This window comes from Haloarcula limicola, from assembly GCF_010119205.1.
Classification (GTDB): Archaea; Halobacteriota; Halobacteria; order Halobacteriales; family Haloarculaceae; genus Haloarcula; species Haloarcula limicola.
Genome location: NZ_WRXM01000003.1, coordinates 249,442 through 268,530, shown reverse-complemented (window position 1 = coordinate 268,530; position 19,089 = coordinate 249,442). Strand labels below are relative to the sequence as shown.

The 19,089-nt window shown below is 62.8% G+C and carries 14 protein-coding genes; 11 read left to right on the top strand and 3 right to left on the bottom strand.

Annotated elements, in window-relative coordinates:
* Positions 1-64: 64 nt before the first annotated feature.
* Positions 65-868, top strand: coding sequence for a cupredoxin domain-containing protein (locus GO488_RS16245; RefSeq protein ID WP_162318894.1), 804 nt, complete (start codon positions 65-67; stop codon positions 866-868).
* 36 nt (positions 869-904) lie between these two features.
* Entirely contained in the window at positions 905-1,150 is a 246-nt protein-coding gene (locus GO488_RS16240) for a nuclear transport factor 2 family protein (protein ID WP_162318893.1), read from the top strand.
* Here GO488_RS16240 and GO488_RS16235 read toward each other — a convergent pair.
* Positions 1,138-1,530 (bottom strand): DUF7344 domain-containing protein, encoded by a 393-nt coding sequence (locus GO488_RS16235; RefSeq protein WP_162318892.1) that lies wholly within the window; start codon positions 1,528-1,530, stop codon positions 1,138-1,140. The genes GO488_RS16240 and GO488_RS16235 overlap by 13 nt on opposite strands.
* Positions 1,531-1,929: 399 nt before the next feature.
* Positions 1,930-4,560 (bottom strand): PAS domain-containing protein, encoded by a 2,631-nt coding sequence (locus GO488_RS16230; RefSeq protein WP_162318891.1) that lies wholly within the window; start codon positions 4,558-4,560, stop codon positions 1,930-1,932.
* Positions 4,561-5,710: 1,150 nt separating this feature from the next.
* Between GO488_RS16230 and GO488_RS16225 the strand changes: the two genes are divergently transcribed.
* A complete protein-coding gene (locus GO488_RS16225) occupies positions 5,711-6,496 on the top strand; it encodes a DUF4396 domain-containing protein (protein WP_241692956.1) in 786 nt (261 codons plus the stop codon).
* A 73-nt stretch (positions 6,497-6,569) separates the two neighbouring features.
* Here GO488_RS16225 and GO488_RS16220 read toward each other — a convergent pair whose 3' ends face one another.
* Complete coding sequence (locus tag GO488_RS16220) at positions 6,570-7,223, bottom strand: ribonuclease HI family protein (RefSeq protein WP_162318890.1); 654 nt, start codon at positions 7,221-7,223, stop codon at positions 6,570-6,572.
* A 356-nt stretch (positions 7,224-7,579) separates the two neighbouring features.
* Here GO488_RS16220 and GO488_RS16215 point away from each other — a divergent pair, with 356 nt between their 5' ends.
* The 8 genes from GO488_RS16215 (at position 7,580) to GO488_RS16180 (ending at position 19,019) form a co-directional block, all read left to right on the top strand.
* Positions 7,580-8,947 carry a diaminobutyrate--2-oxoglutarate transaminase gene (locus tag GO488_RS16215; protein ID WP_162318889.1) on the top strand — a complete coding sequence of 456 codons (1,368 nt, stop codon included), beginning with the start codon at positions 7,580-7,582 and terminating at the stop codon, positions 8,945-8,947.
* A 68-nt stretch (positions 8,948-9,015) separates the two neighbouring features.
* On the top strand, positions 9,016-10,443 hold the full coding sequence (locus GO488_RS16210) for a pyridoxal phosphate-dependent decarboxylase family protein (RefSeq protein WP_162319015.1): 1,428 nt from the start codon (positions 9,016-9,018) through the stop codon (positions 10,441-10,443).
* Positions 10,440-12,266 carry an IucA/IucC family protein gene (locus GO488_RS16205; protein WP_162318888.1) on the top strand — a complete coding sequence of 609 codons (1,827 nt, stop codon included), beginning with the start codon at positions 10,440-10,442 and terminating at the stop codon, positions 12,264-12,266. The genes GO488_RS16210 and GO488_RS16205 overlap by 4 nt, the downstream gene beginning before the upstream one ends.
* Positions 12,263-12,913, top strand: coding sequence for a GNAT family N-acetyltransferase (locus GO488_RS16200; RefSeq protein ID WP_162318887.1), 651 nt, complete (start codon positions 12,263-12,265; stop codon positions 12,911-12,913). The genes GO488_RS16205 and GO488_RS16200 overlap by 4 nt, the downstream gene beginning before the upstream one ends.
* Positions 12,906-14,270, top strand: a complete 1,365-nt coding sequence (locus tag GO488_RS16195; RefSeq protein WP_162318886.1) for a lysine N(6)-hydroxylase/L-ornithine N(5)-oxygenase family protein — start codon at positions 12,906-12,908, stop codon at positions 14,268-14,270. Before GO488_RS16200 ends, GO488_RS16195 begins: the two co-directional genes overlap by 8 nt.
* 2 nt (positions 14,271-14,272) lie before the next feature.
* Positions 14,273-16,132, top strand: coding sequence for an IucA/IucC family protein (locus GO488_RS16190; protein WP_162318885.1), 1,860 nt, complete (start codon positions 14,273-14,275; stop codon positions 16,130-16,132).
* Positions 16,133-16,411: 279 nt separating this feature from the next.
* The gene (locus GO488_RS16185; protein WP_162318884.1) at positions 16,412-17,305 is read left to right on the top strand and encodes a cation diffusion facilitator family transporter; all 894 of its coding nucleotides are present in this window, start codon (positions 16,412-16,414) and stop codon (positions 17,303-17,305) included.
* A gap of 592 nt (positions 17,306-17,897) precedes the next feature.
* The gene (locus GO488_RS16180) at positions 17,898-19,019 is read left to right on the top strand and encodes a tyrosine-type recombinase/integrase (protein WP_162318883.1); all 1,122 of its coding nucleotides are present in this window, start codon (positions 17,898-17,900) and stop codon (positions 19,017-19,019) included.
* The last annotated feature ends 70 nt before the right edge of the window (positions 19,020-19,089 follow it).

The window sequence follows — 19,089 nt, the reverse complement described above, 5'->3', positions numbered from 1 at the left end:
CATGTCCAACGAAATCCACAATAACGAGCCCGAGCGACGAACCGACGCGACGACTACCCGTGATATGGATCGGGCCGACGAACAGTCGTATCCGATGCCGGGCGTCGGGCGACGAACACTGCTGAAAGCGCTCGGCATCGGTGCGTCGGTCGCAGTCGGGAGCGGTGTCGTCGCTGCCGACCACGACGAACCCCATCCGCCGCGGATCGACTCACACTATGGCTACGCGACGCCGGACGCTACCGCTGTGCCGGAGCGACTCGCGCCGGACCACACGGTCGAACTCCACGTCGGCGATCCAGTCCCCCAGAAACACGGCCTGCTGTTCCATTTCGAGCCGACGGGACTGGCCGTCGACCCCGGAGATATCGTCCAGTTCAGCGTTACCACGCCCGATCACACGATCACGGCCTACCATCCGGCACACGGCTACCAACGCCGTATTCCTGAGGGTGTCCCGCCGTTCTCGTCGCCGGTCGTCGGCGTTGGTGGGGCGTGGCTATATCGGTTCGAGAAAGCGGGGCTGTACGACGTCTTCTGTGCGGCCCACCATGTCCTTGGGATGGCCATGCGAATTGTCGTCGGGGAGCTTGCCGACGACGATGTACCCGCATACGAGGATACGTTCGAAGGGGCCGAGGGGCCACCACCGCTGTTAGCGCCCTTCAGCAAACAGTTCCTCGAACATGAACTCGAGCAGTTTAGTGATGGGAACGAAGACTGCGAGTGGGTGTGGCTGACCCCGAAGGAAGTCCTCGATACAGACGCACTCGACCCCGGTGCGATTCAGGCGGACGATGGTACGGTCTCGTTTGACGAGGTCGTTGCCGATATCGACCGGATCCCTGGAGGTCACTCACATGGGTAGTCGCGGCTCGTTCACGGGCTCTGGGTGGGGGTTCCGATGACTGCCGGTGAGAATCGCCTGACGCCGGCACAGATCGAAGCCGTGTTGCGAGCATTCGAGGCCGGGGAAACGGCGACCGCTGCGGAGTTCTGGGCCGAAGAGGGCGTGTTCATCGACCCGCAGTACCCTGACTCCGAGTACAGCGGGCCCGACGAGATCCGTCACGCGCTCGACTGGGCGCTGGATCACATCGTCGAGGAACCCGGACTCTCCGTTCGCACGGTGGCCGGTCAGTACTCGTGAAGTGCGGTCTCGATTCCCCGAGGGAACTCCTGATCAAGCGCATATTCGAGCAATGGCTCCATATGTGACAAATTCGGTCCGAGACCCATCATATCGTCTTCTTGATCGTAGGTCACTACCGCGGCGTCAGCCAGGCGAGGGACGTGATTGTGATACAGCTCCGTATAGACTGCGAGCCGCCGCTCGCCGAGTTCGTCTGCCGGCGCGTCGTACAACAGTTCGGTGACGACGTCCGCAACTCGCGGCAGACTCACGGGTAGCGTCGTGTGTGCCAGGCTATAGAGCGTGTAGCGGCGATAGTGCGACGAGAGCAAGTCGAATCGCTCGTCGATCGGCAGCGGACACGACTCGTCCGTCGAACCGCTGGAATCCGGCGTCATTCGGACTCGCGTTCGTATTGTTCGGTCGTTACAGCCGCGTCGCTCGCTTCGAGCAGCGAGCCGACGGCTGCGACTTCGTCGGTCAGCCCGTCGAGGATATTCGTCATAGTGCCTCCAGTCGACCGTGCGTAACTGTCGGCATCCCTCTCGCCGACCGCCTGCCTTTCCTAGTCACATGTAGACGGCACGAATTCGGCGTTCGAACAAGCGGGCGGATACCGTCAGCGATGAGCCGATCGGCACTCCATTCTGGACATTTTTTATGGCAGATGGACACGTTCGGTTCAATGGGCGAGGGAGGGAGAAGTCTGACCTAGACGTATCTAGACTCCCTGGCGTCTGATCCGGCGGCTATCCGGCTGCTCGTCGGCTGATGGCGCTCGAGAGAGGTGGACGGAGCTACTGACAGTTCGATTCGAAGAACGACGTCAACAGGTTGTCCAGCGCGTGTCGAAGGTGGAAGTGAAACGTCGAAGACGCGATGTCCATCGTCTGAGCGACTTCTTCGGCGGTGCTCTCCCGTGGCCACGCGAAATAGCCTCGCGTGTAGGCAGTACTGAGTGCCGCTCGTTGTTTCGTCGTCAGTCGGTCGCTGACCTGTCGCTTTATCTCCGGGATAGTCTTCGTCGGCTGGTCGAGCACCTGCTTGCCGAGCAGTTCTATCGTCGGCACTACCTCCTGTAGCGCCGCCACGAGCGTCCGGACGTCATTTTCTGGAGTCAGCTCTACTGTAATATACGTGTCGCCGCCCACAGCGTTCGCTGACGTGATCGACGCTCCGTGGTCTGCCAGCGTACTGATGATGCTTCGATTGGTGTCACAGATGCGGATCTCGATAAGTGCCGGCTGGTCGGCTGTTTCTGCCGTATCGCGCACTACCGTCCCCGTGTCGATGAACGGGGCCGCAGTCAGCTGTTCGAGCACTGTCGACGGGGCGGCATCGCGGACGGAGACGTACTGTAGTCCCCGCTCGCCATCGATCGGAATCCGGCGTTCGAGCGCGAGTTCACAGTCCAACTGCCGGCTCACGTCCCCGAAGAGGCTCCCGGAATCAGGGACCTGCAATCGAAGTTCGACGGCCGTTTCGGCCGTCAGCGAGCGCTGGCTCTGCACACGCTGGATCGCCAGAGCGATTATCTGTCCCAGGTCCGTGAGGACGTCCTTCTCTTGTTCTGTCACCCTATGTTCGAGCGGTGCATACACCGAGAGGACCCCGTACGTGGTTCCGCCGGTCGCGAGAGGGATGGCGACGAGCGAGTCGTCGGGCTGGGTTTGCTTCCGCTGATAGCGTGCACCCGCCGGCGTCGAGTCGCCACCATCGGCGACTTCGATCTCGCCCGAGTGGAGTGCTTTCTCGGCTGCGAGACGGTCTTCGCTGGGAATTTCGTCTCCCGCTGCCTGACTGTCGCCGGCGACTGTTTGCGGGACGACGGTCTCCTCGTTTGCCGCCTCCTCTCCTTTCGTCCCGATCCAGGCGGCTCGGTACAGATCCGGTTCGATGAGGTGGTCACAGACCGCCGTCTCGATCGCAGTCCGTGTTTTCGTGTTCTGCAGTGCCTGGGTGATCCCGCGGATGAGTGTATTGATTCGGTGGAGCTTGGCTAGCTCTTGGCGTTGCTGTTTCAGCGCGGACTCCCGTTCTTTCTGTTCGGTGATATCCCGCGTGGCGCCGACGAGTTTGGTGACCGTCCCGTCGTCGACGATCGGTGCGATTTTGGTCTGCCAGTGCGTCGAGGTTCCGGGTATCGGTAGCGACTCCTCGTATTCCAGCGGCGCTTCGCGCTCGACACACCGTCGATATCTCGCGACGATTTCCGCCCCCGCGTCCTCCCCGACGAGTTCGTCGGGTGTACGCCCTTCCAATGCGGCGGCCGAATACCCCGTCAGGTCCTCGTAGGTCTGATTCACCCGCTGAATCCGGAAGTCGGCGTCGTCAGTAACGTCGATCAGGAACAGGCCGTCCTGCGCGTTCTGGAACATGACTTCCGCCGTCGCTAGCTCGTCTTCGCGCGTCTTCCGCTCGGTGATGTCACGAGCGACGAGGACTGCGCTCTCTCCGCCGTACTCGGTCGCTGTGACCGGCGCGATTCGTGCCTCGAACCAGCGCGACCCTTCGGGAACCGAGAGTTCGTACTCGATGGTCTCGAGGTGTCCCCCTTCGATAGCGTCCTGAATGGCAGTGAGGACTGTCTCTGCAGTCTCGGCCGGCAGTACGTCGTGAATCTGCTGACCGAGGAACTCTTCGGGGTCGGCATACAGGAGGTCCGCCGTAGCAGGGCTGACAAAGCAGTCCAGATATCGGCCGTCGTCGTCGAGTTGGAACCCCAAATCGGGAAAGGCGGTCTCTATCGCGGTCAACTGGTTGGTCTGCCGACGACGTGTTATCTCGTGGGCTATCCAGCTCCCGAGGCGTTCGACGAACGAGACTGCCTCCTCGGTGAACTCGTCTCGTGCCTGCGTGTCGTAGAAGCAGAGCGTCCCAGTGACGCGGCCATCGACGAAAACCGGGACGCCCAGATAGCTGGCAATGCCCAGTTCGACGTTTCCCGCTCGTGACGCGAGCTCTGGGGCGCTTGCTCGCACGTCGGGAAGCACGAGCGGTTCTCGTGTTTCGATGACGCGCTCACAGTTCGTGACTCCTAGAGGGACCCGCTCTCCGGCCTGCAGGCTGGCATCGGTCGGAGCAGCGACCGCTTCGAAAACGTATTCCGCATCGGCAACGCGGGAGAGAGTTGCGTATTCGGTTCCAAGCGTCTCACGGCCGAGTTCCAGCACTGCGTCGATACGTGCGGTAAAAGAGCGGTCCTCGTCGACAAGCAGGTCGTGGGCCTCGAGCAACGCCCGGTCGAACTGTTGCCGTTCTGGGACAGAGCGCGATGCTCGTCGCGGCCGCTCGGTCGGACGGACCGCTTCGATAGCGTCTGTGACCTGCTTCGGGAGATCGTGGGGAACGCGCCCGTCGGTCGGCAGATACGCCGTCACGTCCGCCTCGATAGCTTTACTGGCGATCTGCTCGTCCCCGTCTCTCACGCAGAGTACGAACGGTAGATCGGGATGAGCATCACGAACGTTCCGAAGGAGTGCTACACCGTTAGTGTCGCTGAGACGGTGGGTGCTAACGACGCAATCTACCTCTGTCGCTAACCGATCGACAGAAGTGACTGGTTCAGCGGTCGTCTCGACCGCAAATCCCGTGCGTTCAAGCGGCTCTGCGAGCTCGTTGGCGGCCTCCAGGCTATGTCCGATCGAGAGTACCCGGGTATCACTCACTCCGACATCCATTCTCAGTATCTCTCACTCTCTCACCACGATTGATAAGTCGACTGATTGCCACATTCGCAGATAGAAGCAGAACACGTTGATTCGCTTCAGCTGAGGGGTTCTACGCCGTGACCCATCCCGAAAGCCCCGGCCAGTGAATACCAGAATTACTAACCATTCTCGACGATGGTGAAAATTAGCTCTCTCGGCCGTCAGTTTCGCTCTTCTGGTATCGGCTGTTAGAGCCGGATACACGACCCTCTGGTCTCCTTTGCAAGGTCGTTCTAGACACCTAGAGTCAAACGATATGCCTCGACTGTCGCTACGTAATAGCACGAATGATGGGAGACAAAGAGCGTGCAGTCGTTATTGGACAGGACCGGAACGAATCTAGCAGGACTGATGACGACCCGACCATCGCAAACTGTCCGCTGTGTGTATTCGAGGGTGATTCGCAGGCCGTCTACCGTCACTTGCAGACGTCACACCGGAAAAGTGAGTTGAGCCGGACACTGCTGGACAAGACTCGAAAGACACAGCAGGCGGACGCAAACTGATACAGACCACTAACGCAGACCCCCCCTTTCAGGCGAAGGTCGTGCAGCGGCCTGGTAAACTACTCTGCCTATTGTATAACTCAATTCGGAATATTCCATCGCGCCGGCATCTGCCGGGTCGCGAGGACGGCGAACACTCGACCGAGCTCCGCGTTCAATCCGAGCGACGCAAGTGGCGTCGGACTCCCATAAAGCTCCGATCTGTCACCTACTGGACATCGACGTCGTCAAGCCCGTGGAACCGACGCGGAACCACGTCCCATCTAACAGCCGTTTCATCCTCGGATGTCTCGGGCGAACCGCCCACACGCTGTTCATTCAGGCTAGCAACCAAAAAGTCAGGAGGCACGTAGAGACATTCTGTGTTTGAACAACCGATACTGGCATTGGCCGGTTCGCCGGTTCCGGAATGGGCAACACAGTGGGCCCACCAGACCGAGCAGGCGCTCACGCCGGCTCGGAACGTGATCAAGCCGATCCTGTCGAGTTGGTGGACGCTGGGCATCTGGTTGACGATCAACCTCGTTTCGCTGGGCGTGCTGTGGTGGGACTTCGAGAAATACAACCAAAACATCCCGTCGCTCATGAAGTTCGTCTGGTCGCTCGTCGTCGCCTACTCGGGGCTGTTCGGCTTGGGCGTGTACTGGTTCACGGGCCGAACGCAACTCGAGAGTGACTCGCTGTGGAAGCAGGGGTTCCGCTCGACCTCTCACTGTTACTCCGGATGTGGCGTGGGCGAGGTGATCGGTATCACCGCTGCGACCATCATCCTCAGTTTCTCGACGCTCTGGGTCGTCGCGCTGACGTTCTTTCTCGCGTTCGTCAGCGGGTTCGCGCTGACCGTCGGCCCGCTGATACAGGAGGGCGTCGGCTTCAAAGAGGCGATGTGGGACGCCATCTGGAGTGAGACGCCCAGCATCACCATCATGGAGGTCGTCGCCATCGGTACCGACCTACTGGTGGCCGGTGAGGCGGGCTGGACGTCGCCGCTGTTCTGGACGGCCCTGCTGTTCTCGTTGACCATCGGGTTCTTCGCCGCCTACCCGGTCAACGTCGCGCTCATCGCCGTCGGCGTGAAAGAGGGAATGGGCAACCCGGCCGAGATGGACGGCGGCCCCAGTAGTAGCCGAAGTGCGGCGGCCGACTGAGGCATCTCTACTCGGCACGTTCCAGTCGTCTACGCCGCTGTTCAGAGCCGTCGTCCGAGAGTTCGCTACGTTCCTATCCCGGTCCGAACGTCGCGATATCCGCGCCCACTGTCGCCAGTGCATCGGCGGGGTTCGGGTCGCTGTCGGCCAGGTGCGTGTACTGGTGATCCGGGATGTTCGATAGTGCCGTCGCGATGGCCGCACTGTACGTCTCGACGCCTGATACCGTTGGTTCATCCCCGCCCCAGACGTCTCCGATAACTGTCATCGAGTCGATGCGGACTTCCAGCCTGCGTGGCTCGTAGCGGGTCAACAGTTCGGCGAGCCCGAGCTGGAGGGCAACGTACTCAGCGGTGTTGTTCCCCGTCCGGGAACCGACGGGGCGGCTCAAGCGGGCGAGCTGGGTCTCTTCAGCGTCCATGATGACAGCGCCCGCACCTGCGGGCCCGGGGTTGCCGCGTGAACTGCCGTCGACGTAGAGGACAAACGTCTCGTCAGCCGGGGCAGAAACGGGTGGGCGGGTGAGCTCCGACGCCAGCAGCTCTTCGAGTGCATCACGCAGTTCGCCCGAAGTGGTCGCGGGATCGAAGAGACCACCGTGCCCGGCAACGGCGCCGTTGATGGCGTCGGTGGCCGCCGGCATCTCGTAGCCGACGTCTGCGAGTACCTCCTCGACGAGCGCGGCGAGCGGCGAGAGGTGTTCGACCGGGAGCGGGTCTTCGGTCATGCTCCTCGCCTCGTCGGGTTCTGGGCTCGGAGCCGCAAGCCCTCCCTCTCTGATCGGACGAAGCGCTGCATAGAGGATCTACGGCGGTCGGACGGTATAACCTCTTCAGGTGTGGTCGCCGACGAGGCGTTTCGGGGTACGCCGCCATCGAAGCTATATTCGCCTTTTCTCTGACTGTCCGCGTCTGTCGCTTGCCATCGCAACGTCGGCTGGCTAGCGACCAAGTGTTAGGCCGACCTAAAAATCGGTGGATTTACGTACGTTTAGGCGAGCCTAAATCACTGCATGGAGCAAGGACGGACCCGAACGCGACGGCAACGGAGCAGTGAAATAACGCAGTTCGGAGGTGTCTCCTCGTGAGCTACCACGACGCGAGTAACGGAACCATCCTCTCACAGCAAGCTAACCGGGAGTCGAACGCGCGGACGTATCCGCGCCATCTCCCGCTGGCCATCCGCGAGGCGCAGGGCGTCACCGTCACCGACATGGACGGAAACGAGTATTACGACTGTCTGGCCGGAGCCGGGACGCTTGCCCTCGGTCACAATCACCCGCGCGTCGTCGAGGCGATGGAGCGCACTCTCGACGCCGACCGACCGGTTCACACGCTCGATATTTCCACGCCGGCCAAAGAGCGGTTCGTCGACTCGCTGTTCGAGAGCCTCCCCGACGACTTCTCGGACTCTGCGAAAGTGCAGTTCTGTAGCCCCGCGGGGACCGACGCCGTCGAGGCCGCTCTCAAACTCGTAAAGACAGCCACTGGGAACCGGAGCATCCTGGGCTTTCAGGGGGCCTATCACGGAATGACGAGTGGTGCCCTCGCGCTGATGGGCGATACTGACGCCAAGGACCCCATCTCAGGGCTGATGAACGATGTTCACCATCTCCCGTATCCCTACGAGTACCGCTGTCCATTCGGTGTCGGCGGCGAAGAGAGCCATCGCGTCGCCAGCGCCTACGTCGAGAACCTCCTCGACGACCCGGAAAGCGGTGTCACCGACCCCGCCGGGATGATTCTCGAACCCGTGCAAGGCGAGGGCGGCGCCGTTCCCGCCCCTTCCGAATGGTTACGGGAGATGCGGCGCGTCACCCGCGAGCGGGATATCCCGCTCATTCTCGACGAAATCCAGGCCGGCCTCGGACGCACAGGTGAAACCTACGCCTTCGAGCACGCCGGCATTACGCCAGATGTCGTGACGCTCTCGAAGGCCATCGGCGGCGGTCTGCCGCTCGCTGTCGTGGTGTACGACGAAGAACTGGACGTCTGGGAGCCGGGCGCCCACGCGGGCACCTTCCGCGGAAACCAGCTCGCGATGGCCGCCGGTGAGGCGACTATCGATTACGTGCTGGAACACGGCTTGGCCGACCACGCTGCCGAGATGGGCGAGCGTCTCCGAAGCTACCTCGAATCGGTTGCTCACCTCGACGCCGTCGGCGATGTCCGTGGCCGAGGGCTGATGCTCGGCGTCGAGTTCGTCGATCCCGAACCGGAGTGGCGAGGTCCCGGTCCGCACGCGCCGAATACCGACTTCGCCGAGGCCGTGCAGGCTGCGTGCTTCGACCGCGGCCTCATTCTCGAACTCGGCGGGCGCGGAAGCGCCACGGCGCGCTTCCTCCCGCCGCTCATCGTGTCGAAAGACGACGTCGACGATATCGGTCGCATCTTCGTCGAGGCCGTCGAGGCCATCGCGAACGCGGCGTCGGGGACGGTGGTGGCCGCGTGAGCGACACCGCGAGTGCCCCCGACCTCTTTCTCGGATCCGAGGCCGGCAACGAGGGGTATCGCGCGGCGATGGAGCGTGCGATAGAGGCCGTCCTCGACGCGACGGGCGATGACGACCCCTTCTCTGGCACGACGCCTGACGCTATTGCCGACCAGTTCGACGAGCCGGTCGTTCCGGAAGAGGGCGTGGGACTCGGCGTCGCCATCGACGAGGTCGCCGAGCGCGTCCTCGCGAACTCGGTCGATCCCTCGCACCCGCGGTGCGCCGCCCACCTTCAGTGTCCGCCGATGGTGCCGGGGCTGGCCGCCGAGGCGATGCTCTCGGCGACGAACCAGTCGCTGGACTCGTTCGATCAGGCGCCTGCCGCGACCGTCCTCGAAGAGCGGGTCATCGATGCGCTCGGGCACCTCTTCGACCTGCCGGCGGTGGCCGACGGCGTCTTCACCAGCGGGGGCACGCAGTCGAACTTTCAGGCGCTCCTGCTGGCCCGCGACCGGTACTGTGACCAGCGCTTCGACCGCAACGTCCAGCGGGCGGGTCTCCCACCGGGGGCGGCGTCTCTGCGCATCGTCTGCTCAGAGGCCGCCCATTTCACCGCTAAGCAGGCAGCCCATCACCTCGGACTCGGCGAGAACGCCGTCGTGACCGTCGAGACGGACGACGATCACCGAATGGACCTCGACGCGCTCGACGAGACGCTCTCGGCACTCGACCGACGGGGCTGTGACCCGTTCGCTATCGTCGGCACCGCCGGAACGACGGACTTCGGAAGCATCGACCCGCTCCCCGAACTCGCTAGCCGTACCGCCGAACGAGATGTCTGGTTCCACGTCGACGCGGCCTACGGCGGAGCGCTCGCACTCAGCGACGAGCACGCTGACCGCCTCGCGGGCATCGAGCGCGCAGACTCGGTCGCCGTCGACTTCCATAAGTTGTTCTACCAGCCCATTAGCTGCGGGGCACTCCTCTTGCGCGACGGCGACGAGTTCGGCCGGATGGCGCGCAACGCCGCCTACCTCAATCCCGAAGCCCACGAGGAGGCGGGCGTTCCCAATCTCGTCGCGAAGTCGGTCCAGACGACTCGGCGTTTCGACGCGCTCAAGCCCTATCTCGCGTTCCGTGCACTGGGCCGTGACCGTCTCGGCGCGCTCGTCGAATCGACGCTCGACCTCGCGGACGACGCCACGTCGCTCCTCGCTGCGTCCGATGATTTCCAGCTGGTGAACGAGCCCGTGCTGAACGCCGTCGTCTTTCGCTATCGGCCCGGCGAGGGGCTGGACGACGAGTCCGTGAGCGAGCTGAACGCCGCTGTCCGCGAGACGCTCCTGCGCGACGGCCGTGCCGTCGTCGCCCGCACCGACGTCGACGGCGTGACGAGTCTGAAGCTCACCCTGTTGAACCCGACGGCGACGCTCGACGATGTCGCCGAGACGCTCGATGCGATTCGAGCGTGCGGGTCGACCGTAGCCGAGGTCCAGCGCGAGGTGACGACATGACTTCCGATGCCGCACTCCGTGAACGCGCTGTGAACGACGGCCCCGTCGACCCGGCCGAGCGTGCCGACGACGCCACCGTCCACGCCTTCCTCAACTGCTACCTCCGCGAGACGGGCGACTACGCGATCCGTGAGAAGCCCGTGGCCGGCGTCGAACCCGGTCCTGACGGGTTGCTCCGCGCGCCCCTTCCGGCGACGGATATCGATCTGCTGGCACCGCTGGCTTACCGCTCGCCGACCGAGCGCCATCTCTTCGAGACCCCTGTGCGCTACCGACTGCCCGATGGTCACGTCGAAACAACCGACGCCGCGACGCTCACGACGCTCGTCCTGAAGGCTCTCACACGCGCTGAAGGTGGCGACGCCATCCCAGACGAGCTACTCCTCCGCGTTCTCAAAAGCGAGCGCAACGTCGAGCGGTTCGTCACGGTCCGACAGCGAAACCAGCCGCGCCTATACGGCGAGGACGTCTCGTTCCGTGATAGCGAGCAGGCTCTCGTCTTCGGTCACCACCGCCACCCAACACCCAAAAGCAGGCAGGGGATAGCCGATCACGAACGCGAGACGTACGCCCCGGAACTCCGCGGGTCGTTCCCGCTTCACTACTTCCGGGCCGACCCCGAACTCGTCTCGCAAGATTCCGCGCTCGACGTGAGTGCTGCACAGTGGGTGAGAGACGAGCTCCGCGAAGACCCTTCGATCCCTGAACCGTTCGTCGCCGACCACGTCGAAAGCGACGATATCCTCCTGCCGGTCCACCCGTGGCAGGCAGACTACTTGCTCAGCCAGTCCCACATCCGGGACACACTCGGCGATGGGCTCGGTCACCTCGGTGCAATCGGTCGAGAGTTTCACCCGACAACCTCGGTCCGTACGCTCTACGCCGAGGACGCACCGTTCATGGTGAAATCCTCGCTGAACGTGAAGATCACTAACTCCGTACGGACGAACAAGCGCCCCGAGTTAGAACGGGGCGTCGCCGTCGCAGAACTGCTCGACACTGAGTTCGGTGACGAACTCCGTGCTGCGTTCCCGGACTTCGATATCGTTCGCGACCCGGCGTATCTCGCACTCGATGTCGGGGAGAAGCGGGAGTCGGGGCTGGAGACGATCCTCCGGGCGAACCCCTTCCGAGGTGAGGCCGCTGCGAACGCGACCCCCGTTGCCGCGCTCTGCCAGGACGCGATTCGAGGCCAATCTCGACTCGCCCGTCTCGTCGCGTCGATCGCCGAGCGCGAGGGCCGCGGCGTCACCGACGTGAGCGCGGAGTGGTTCCGCCGATACCTCCAAACCGCTATCCGGCCCGTGCTGTGGCTCTACCTCGTACAGGGCGTCGGCGTCGAAGCTCACCAGCAGAACTCCGTGCTCACTCTCGACGACGAGGGGTATCCCGCCGAGTTTCGGTACCGCGACAATCAGGGGTTCTACTTCCCCGAGTCGCAGTACCCCGGCGTCGACGATCATCTACCGGGCGTCGGCGAACGCGCCGACACTATCTGTACGGACGCTATCGCCGACGAGCGCCTTCGCTACTACGTCATCTTGAACAACGCGCTCGACGTCGTGAACGCGTTCGGCTGTGCGGGCGTCGCCGACGAGACGCGCCTGCTCACGCTCCTCAGATCGGAATTGGAGCGCGCCCGGGCACACTACGACCGCCCCTCCTCGAACTTCCTCGCTCCCTTGCTGGAGGACACGACGATCCCGTGTAAGGCGAATCTGCTGACCCGCTTTCGCGGGTTGGACGAACTGGAAAACGACCTCGAGAATCAGTCGGTGTACACCGACGTGAAGAATCCGATCGTCACGGAGACTGACTCATGACCGACCCGAACGCAATCGTCGCCGGCGACTACGACTACCAGACCTACGACCGGCGAATCGGCAAGCAGCTATCGCTCCGTCCGGCCACCGTCGAGCGCGATCTCGGCCGCCTCCATCGGTGGCTCGGGAGCGACCACGTGAAGCCCTACTGGCGGCTCGACGTACCACTCCCCGAGTTTCGCGAGGCACTCCGCTCGAAGATCGCGACTGACCATCTCACGCCCTACATCGGGTGTCTCGACCACGTCCCGATGAGCTACTGGGAGTGTTACTGGGCCGCCGAGGACGACGTCGCGAACCACTACGAGGCAGCGCCGCACGACCAGGGGGTCCACCTCCTGATCGGCCCCGAGGAGTACCTCGGACGGGGATACGCGCTCCCGCTACTGCGGGCCGTTGTCGCGATGCAGTTCCGCTATCCCGAAACTCAGCGAATCATCGCGGAACCCGACGCTCGCAACGAGAAGGTCCGACATATCTTCGAGCGGTGTGGCTTCGAGATGCAGAAGGAGTTTCACTTCGACGAGGCCGAGAAGGACGCCGTCCTGCTGATCTGTGAACGCGAGCGCTTCGAGTCCGCGGTGCTCGCCGACGCGACGGCCCCGCCCGCACAGGGCACTGGTTCGGAGGTGGCCACTGATGACTGACGACGTGCGAGACGTCGTCGGCGTCGGTGTCGGCCCGTTCAACCTCGGATTGGCTGCCATGCTCGACTCCGTTGAGGCGGACGTCGATGCGGTCTTCCTCGAACGCGACGCAGAGTTCAACTGGCACGAGGGAATGCTCCTTGAAGGCACGACCCTCGAAGTGCCGTTCCTCGCTGATATCGTCACGCTCGCCGACCCTACCAGCGACTACAGCTACCTCAACTACCTCCGGGAGATGGGGCGCATCTACGAATTCTATTTCTACGAGACGTTCCAGATTCCCCGCCGGGAGTACAACGACTATCTCCAATGGGTCGTCGACGAACTCGACACCCCCCAGTTCTCCCGAGAGGTCACCGCGGTGCAGTGGGACGAGGAGGCCGAGCACTACCTCGTCGTCGCTCGTCACCCCGACACGAACGAGCGCTTCGAATACCGCGGCGAGCACCTCGCTCTGGGCGTCGGGTCGCGCCCACAACTTCCCGAGCACCTGCGGGGGCATTCCGAGGAGGACGTCTTCCATACCGCGAAGTACCGCTACAACCGCGAGCGCGTGTTGGACGCCGATTCCGTGACTATCGTCGGGTCGGGCCAGAGTGCCGCCGAGGTGTTCGAGGACCTCCTCGAACGACAGGTCGACCACGAGTACCGCCTCGACTGGCTCACCCGCTCTGAGGGGTTCTTCCCCATGGAGTACTCGAAACTCGGTCTGCAGCACTTCACGCCCGAGTACGAGCAGTACGTCTACGACCTCCCCCAAGCGACCAAAGACGATCTCATTCCGAACCAGGACCTCCTGTACAAGGGCGTCGATCCCGGGACGAGCGCCGATATCTACGACCTGCTCTATCGCCGGTCGATCGGCGACCGCGAGCCCGACGTCGGGCTGTTCGCGATGACCGCGGTTCGGGATCTCGCGTCCGTCGGTGGCCTCTATGCTCTCGACTGCCACCAGTGGCAGACCAGGGAGGACTTCGTCCACGAATCCGAGGTGGTTATCCTCGGTACTGGTTACGACCGGCCCGTTCCGGCGTTGCTCGAACCACTCGAAGACGCTATCCACTGGGACGCGAAGGGTCGCTACGAGGTGACCGAGGACCACCGCCTCGAAATCGACCATTCCGGTGATATCTTCCTCCAGAACGCCGAACTCCACACCCACGGGGTCGGCGTTCCCGATCTCGGGCTCGGCTGCTACCGGAACACGAAGTTCGTCAATCGGCTGGTCGGCTACGAGGCCTATCCCGAGGATTCGGACACCGTCTTCCAGGATTTTTCACTCGACCAGTTCGTCGAGCACGCGCCCGGCGCCTCCCGCAACGGGAGCGAGACGACCGCACCCACGCAGGACGACTAACTATGGACCCGAACGATACCATCCGCGAGAACGCACTGACCCCCGACGTCTGGGAGACCGTTGAGCGCCGTCTGCTCACGAAGCTGCTCGAAGAGTTCAGTTACGAGGAGATACTCAACCCCGAGCAGGTGGCCGCCGGCGACCAGCGAGACACCTATCGAGTCGACCTCACCTCGGCGAGCTATCGCTTCGAGGCCGACGAACGACTCCTCGACAGCTACGCTATCGACGGCGGCTCTATCGAGCGCCGCGCGAACGGGGACGCCGAAGACGGATGGGAGTCGGCCACCGACCCCATCCGCTGTCTTCGAGATCTCGAAGCGACGGTCGACCTCGACGCGCTCACCGCGGGGAACCTCGTTCGCGAATACGAACGGACGCTCCTCGCCGACGCACATATCGAAGCGAAGAGGCGCGACCGCGAGGGTTTCGACCCGACGGCCCTCGGCTACGCCGCCCTCGAAGGCGAAATGGAGGGTCACCCGTGGATCACCTACAACAAGGGCCGTCTCGGCTGGGGGTACGACGACTACCGCCAGTACGCGCCCGAACTGCAGGAACCGGTAACTCTCTCGTGGGTCGCCGTTCGAAAGGCCGAAGCGACGTTTACCGGCGCGGCCGGCGTCGATCACGACTCGCTCGTCCAGTCGGAACTCGGCGGTCACTACGATCGCTTTCGGGACCGCCTCCGCCAGCGAGGGCTCGACCCAGATGCCTACTACTTCGTCCCGGTCCACGACTGGCAGTGGGAGCACAGCATCGTCCCGCTGTTCCCCGGCGACATCGCGAACGACGATATCGTCCCCTTGGGAGACGGCCCCGACGAGTATCTCCCCCAGCAGTCGGTACGCACCTTTGTCAACGTCGACGAGGCGGAGAAACACCACGTGAAGGTACCGATGCGCATTCTCAACACGCTTGTCTGGCGCGGCCTCCCCGGAGAACGCACCGAAATTGCCCCCACGGTCACGGAATACATCAAAGGGATCTATGCGCAGGACGCCTTCCTGCAAGAGCAGGATCTCATCCTCCCCGGCGAGATCGCCGGCGTCAATTACGGCCACGACGACTTCGCCGGCATCGAGGGGTCGCCCTACCAGTACCACGAACTACTGGGTGCGGTGTGGCGCGAATCTATCTACACCTTCCTCGAGGACGGGGAGGAAGCCATCACCCTCTCGGCACTGATGCACGTCGACGGCGCGGGGGAACCGTATCTCTCGCGACTCGTCGAGCAGTCCGCCCTCACGCTCGACGAGTGGCTCGAGGCGTTCTTCGAGACGGTGCTTCCACCACTGCTTCACTTTCTCTACCGCTATGGGACCGTCTTCTCCCCGCACGGGCAGAACACGATCCTCGTCGTCGAGGACGGCGTCCCGACGCGCCTCGCGATCAAGGACTTCGCCGACGACGTGAACGTGAGCGACCGACCGCTCCCTGAACTCGACGCGCTCTCAGCGGAGATGGAGGCGGTTCTCCGCAGGGAACCGCCGGAAGGCCTCTGTCAATTTATCTTCTCGGGGCTGTTCGTCTGCGTCCTCCGCTACGTCGCCGACATTCTCGAAGAGAACGAGGACTACCCCGAGGAGGAGTTCTGGATGCACGTGCGCGAGGCTGTCCTCGAGTATCAGTCGCAGTTCCCCGAACTAGCGGACCGTTTCGAGCTGTTCGACCTGCTCCAGCCGGAGTTCACGAAGCTAGCGCTCAACAGAAATCGGATCCTCGACTACGGCTACGATGACGCCCCCGGTCGCCCGCATGCATCCGAACACGGGACGGTCACGAACCCGCTTCACGAGGTCGCTACGGAGTCCACGGGCGTCGCCGAGCGTCCCGACCCGCCCGGCGCATCTGACAATTAGTGGCTCGTCCCGGAGTCAACCCTACGCCTATCACGCTGCTGTAGCGGACGACCGGCGATGTGCGCTCGAAACAGCGTTTCGAGTGGGCGATACCCTGTTGTCGTGTACTCAGTTGAGTTGAGACCACTTTTCTCGATGCATACATAACACGGTCGTGTGATGGAAATATCGGATATTCGACAACTCTCAGTGCCCTGAGCAAAGTTTAGATCGAATCAAAAACTCGATTATATACGGCTAATGAGGTCTCTTATGGCGGAGTAGCAGTAGTACCATACCATGGCGGACTCACGCGTGGCCTTCCTCAAAGTCTCTTGGGCCAATGTGCTATTGAATACCCTCAAAATCGGTGTCGAGGGCTCACTCGGACTGCTCACCGGGAGCCTCGCACTCACCGCTGACGCAGCGCACTCCGTCGCTGACCTTCTCGCAAGTGGTGTTGTCTTGATCTGGGGCCGATCCGCCTTCGACGATGCTGATGATTCACATCCGCATGGACACAATCGGTTCGAACCGCTCTCCGCGCTCTTCGTTGGTGGCGTCCTCATTCTCCTCGGACTCAAACTGCTGTACGACGCGGGTCATTCGGTCCTTACTGGAGTCTCTGCCGAGTACAGTATTTGGCTCGTACTCGGACTCCTGTTCGCACTGGGTGATATGTATCTCTGTTACTGGTATACGCAAGACAAGAATCAAGAACTCCAGTTACCGAGTCTTCGAGCGCTTGCCGCTGACAGCCTCAATGACCTCTATACAACAGGTGCAGCCCTTGTGGGCGTCCTGGGTATGGCTGTCGGCTACCCAATTTTTGACCCGATTGCGGGCGGCATTGTGAGTCTGCTCGTCATCCACCAAGGCGTGGACATCTCTCGTGAGAATATTCAGTATCTTGCCGATAGCGCACCTCCCAAATCAGAACGGGAAGAGATCAAGCGACAGATTCGGGAGCACTCCGCCGTTCACGGAATTCACGATTTCGTCGCGTACTATTCCGGGCACATGGTCGAGGTCGAGTTCCACGCTGAAGTAGACCGAGATCTAACCGTGGTCGAAGCACACGACCTCGAATCCGATCTTCGCCACCGTGTCCGCGAGGTCGACTCAGTTTCAGATGTCCACGTCCATCTCGATCCCGCTGGGCTCGGCGAGTGGAAAGACGCAACTGAGTCGTAAGCATCCACTGCGTAACCGGTCACAGCTCTAGGCGCTGAACTCCGGTTAATAGCCCGGTGATGAAACCGGGACGCATGAGAATGAGGATAGCGGCGGAGAAGACCGGGATATCTGACGTGCACCGTTCGCCTGTATTTTGGTAGTGTACCCGGACCCGCAACACACCCAGTCCGGCGACCCCGAGAATACCGCGACCGCGTACGCGCTCATCAGTTCCAGCCAGTATCGGGATCCGGGTACACAACGCGATGAGCTCGACCGCTTCCCCGCAAGCGAAGCCGAGAATAAACGTATCCCGAACTGGGTGACCCCTCTGTACCGGGCAGCGTCACCGACCAAGACCCTCTGGCGGACTTGGAACGAGCGTTTCACCGATGAACTTCGCGAGACGATCCGGAACGTCGCTCGCACGATTCTGATCTTTCGAGCAATTTTATATAGCAGCATATAATTTATAAATCCCGTATCGGCACGATAGACGGTTCGAAAACTCCACTCACGGCCGATACGGGGGAGTACTGAATCACTCGTGATTCGTCGAGGAATCACGAGTAGATTTTTGGGGGCGGTCGCTGTACGTGCATCCGAGTCGATGACAGACAGCGAATCCGGGGGTTCGGGGGCCGAGAACGCACCGCCGCCACTTCGACGCGCTCTCGAGGACTACCTCGTCTCGCGCGGAAAGGGCGGGCAAGAGCAAAGCGGGATCTACCGACGCCACGCCGAGCGCGAACTGGGGAAGTTCGTGACCTACCTCGAACGCGAAGGTATCGAGGGGTTCGACGGCATCGAAGCCCGGACGCTCCGACGGTACATCCGTCGGGAACTGTTGGGACAGGGCCACTCACCGCGGACGGTACAGAAGTACTACGACTACGTCTCGGCGTGGCTGGGCTGGGCACAGCGGGAGGGACTCGTCGATACGCACTACGGGATTCAGGAGGCCGCCAGGGAACCGCTCCCCGAGGCCGATACCCGAAAGGAAGAACGGCAGCAGACGTGGCGACGCGAACAGCGGCGGGCGATCCTCGGCCACGTCGACGACCGGGCGCGCGAGGCTATCGAGGAGGACGGGCTCGACGCGTACGGTCCCGTCCGGAACCGCGCGCTCGTGTACGTCCTCGCTTATTCGGGCATCCGCGGGAGCGAGCTGCTCGCCAATCCGCAGGACGACCGCCGCGACGGCGCGACGTGGCGGGACCTCGCCGACGACTGCGACAGCCTCGAAGTCTTGGGGAAGAACCAGCGGTGGGAAGACCGCTCTATCCCGCCACAGGCACGGACGGCCCTCGAACGGTGGCGGACCGTCCTCGATCCCGCGCCGGAGTGGCCGCTCTTCCCGACGCTTCACTATCCGTCGCTGCACGACGCGCTCGATGCGGCCGGCGTCGAGAGAGACGTTTCGGGCCACGCCGAGATCTTCGACGCGCTCCGTGAAGCGGCGGGTCAACTGACCACCATCACGACCGACGGGGCGCGTCGACTGCTGAAGCGACTGACCGACGAGGCCGACGTCGACGTCGAGGAGGGATACCTCCAACTCCACGGCGCTCGCCGCGGCGTCGGCCGAGTTCTCGCGATGCAACAGGGGGCCGACGCCGCCGCCGACCAACTCGGCAACTCCGTCGAAGTCGTCGAGCGGCATTACTCCGATATCCTCGCCGCCGAACGAGCCGAGAAGACCGGCGAAGCGTTCGACGACCACGACGGGTGAGTCCCCGTTCGGCTCGAGTTCGGTCGGAGAGCGAGCGACCACGAGCGGACGGACGGTCGCCTCGGTCTCG